At 62.7% G+C, this 2667-nt stretch carries 1 protein-coding gene; it reads right to left on the reverse strand.

Features of this window, described 5'->3' with window-relative positions; all coding sequences use genetic code 11:
• On the reverse strand, window positions 1–2608 hold a 2608-nt coding region (locus tag ACLP2E_RS08400; RefSeq protein WP_442465657.1), incomplete at its 3' end, for a glucoamylase family protein.
• Between the last annotated feature and the right edge of the window lie 59 nt (window positions 2609–2667).

Raw genomic sequence — 2667 nt, forward strand, 5'->3', positions numbered from 1 at the left:
GTGTGGCGTCTTCGCGCCAGCGCGTAATGGCGACGTCGCCCCATCGGCTGTATCCGGATCCGGCCGCGGTCAACATGACGGCGTAGGTTCCATTGGAAAGAAGCTGTGTCGCCGGCGTGGATTGATGAACGGAAACGATCCTGCGCCCGCCCGAAGGATCCGCGTCGTTGGCGCGCAAGGCAGACTTGACTTCTGCCGCCCATGGCCGCATCGACGCGACCTCGCGAGGCACCCGCTCCTGCAACAACAATTCCGTCGCCTGAATGATCGGCTCAGCATGGAAGCGCTCACGCATCGCGCCGTCGAAGACCGCGTTGGCGATCCCGGCGATCGTCATGCCCTGATGATGCGCCATGAAGGCGCGGACGAGAGCGAAGGGCTCGCCTTCCGGAACCCGAATAGGGGTGAAATCCACGGCCTCATAGAAACCATATCGGCCCCCGGCGCCCAGTGTCGTCAGTCGTTTGAAATTTGCGGCTGCGGCCGAGGGATCGACCATGGTCGCCAAACCGGTCGCATAAGGCGCGATGACGCGATTTTCGCCCAGTCCCCGTTTCAGTCCGAGGCCCGGCACGCCAAAATTGGAATATTGATAGGTCAATTCCAGATCGCGGGCATTGTAGGCGGATTCGGAAATCCCCCACGGCAACCCGATTTCTTCGCCATATTCGATCTGACGGCGGACGACGAGCCGATCCGTCTGCTCCAGCAAACTCCTTGCGGGCGCGCGCATGACGAGCGGCGGCATGAGATACTCGAACATTGAACCCGACCAGGAGATCAGAGCCGCGCCGTGGCTAACCGGCGTCCCGGTGCGTCCGAGCCGGAACCAGTGACGGGCCGGGATGTCTCCCTTTGCGATCGCAAAGAAACTGGCCAGCCGCGCTTCCGACGCCAGGAGGTCATAGCAATTGGGGTCCAGAGCGGACTCGGAAATGAGAAATCCTATGGAGAGCAATTGGCGCGCACGGTCGAAGAGAAAGCCAAACTCCATCGCCATCGCCATCGCGCGGAAGGCGGTCTCCAGCACGAGCAGCCGAGTTTGTCCGGAAGCAATGATCTCCGCCGAAGACTCGTAATCCGCGCGATGCGCATCGATTGCGGCCAGGCTCGCGCGCGACCAGTACAATAGATTCGATCCGCTTCCATCGCTGCGCTCGAGAGCGATTGCTTTGGCGATGTCGACCATGATTGCGGCCTCGCGTGCGAGTTCCGGCAATTGGGTCGCGAGCGTCTCCTCCGATGGGGAAGCGCTTTCGAACGCCTCGGTCAACGCCGCAAGCGAATCCTCGAGTTGGCGCGGCGTCACTGTCTGAGTTCGGCGACCGAGACGCAGGTGCTCGGCATGCTCAGAGGTCAGGGCTAGCGCATCGGCGATTCCGGCCCGACGCGTCACGGCGGCCATCGGCGATTGCCTCCACTCCTTGCAGGCGTTGGCGATCGCGATGAGATGTCCGGCCAGATTGCCGCTGTCGACGGAGGAAATATATTTGGGTTCGAGCGCCTTGAGATCGCGGGTGTCGTACCAATTGTAGAAGTGGCCGCGAAAGCGCGGCATGCGAGCCATTGTCGCAAGCGTCGCTTCCAGCCGCTCGATGGTTTGGGTCGCGCCAATCCAGCCGAAGTCGCGGGCGCAGACGACACACAGCAGATACAATCCGATGTTGGTTGGCGAGGTTCGGTGGGCGACCTCGGGTGTTGGGTCCTCCTGGAAGTTGTCCGGCGGCAGCATATTATCGTCTGCCGTCACAAACGTTTCGAAGAAGCGCCAAGTCCGGCGCGCGGTTTGGCGCAGGGCCAGTGATTGGGCCTCCGAAATCTTCGCGATTTTCTCGATGCCCGGAGAGAAGCTGACGTAACGCGCGACAGCGGGCGAAATCAGCCACAACGCGACGAGCGGCGCCGCAATCGGCCAACTTCCATGCCCGAATAGGAGCGCCAGCAGCAACGCTGCCGCGGCGAGGACAAACGCTCCCGACATTCGGACGGCGAACCCCTGGAGATCGAGACGCTTCGCCGCCGCGGTCTGCGCCGCGGGGGTCCACTCGAGCAGGTGGCGGCGACTGACGAATAGCCGCCACAGCGTCCGCACGATGGCGTCGCCCATCAGCCAGGCCTGATCCGCTAGAAACGTAACATTCAGAGCTGATAATGTCGCCGCGAGACGGAAATCTCCCCCGAGCGCTCGCAAGCGCCCGGACATCGCAACATCCGGACGACGGCCCGGAATTGCCGAGATCACCGGTATGAGGCTTGGCAAGACAATGGTCGCGAGCACGAATGTCGTCCAGACGAGCGCCGATTCAATTGACAGCGTCCAGCCGATCGCCAAGGCCAGGACGCAAGCGGGCGCGCTAAGCGTCCGACGCAAGTTGTCGATCATCTTCCAGCGACCGATCCGCGGCAGCGCGTCACCGACGGTCGGCGCTTGGCCGCCTTTGCCGGCGAAACCGAGAATCCAGGGCAAGAGTTGCCAGTCTCCGCGCGCCCAGCGGTGATGACGCCGAGCGCTTACATCGTACCGCGACGGAAATTCGTCCACGACTTCGACGTCAGAGGCGAAGCCCGCGCGTGCGAACGTCCCCTCGAACAGGTCATGGCTCAGCAAGGTCGAGTCCGGAGCCCGGCCCGAAAGGACGTTCTCGAACGCATCAAGATCGTAGATGC

The organism is Rhodoblastus sp., assembly GCF_052145335.1.
Classification (GTDB): domain Bacteria; phylum Pseudomonadota; class Alphaproteobacteria; order Rhizobiales; family Beijerinckiaceae; genus Rhodoblastus.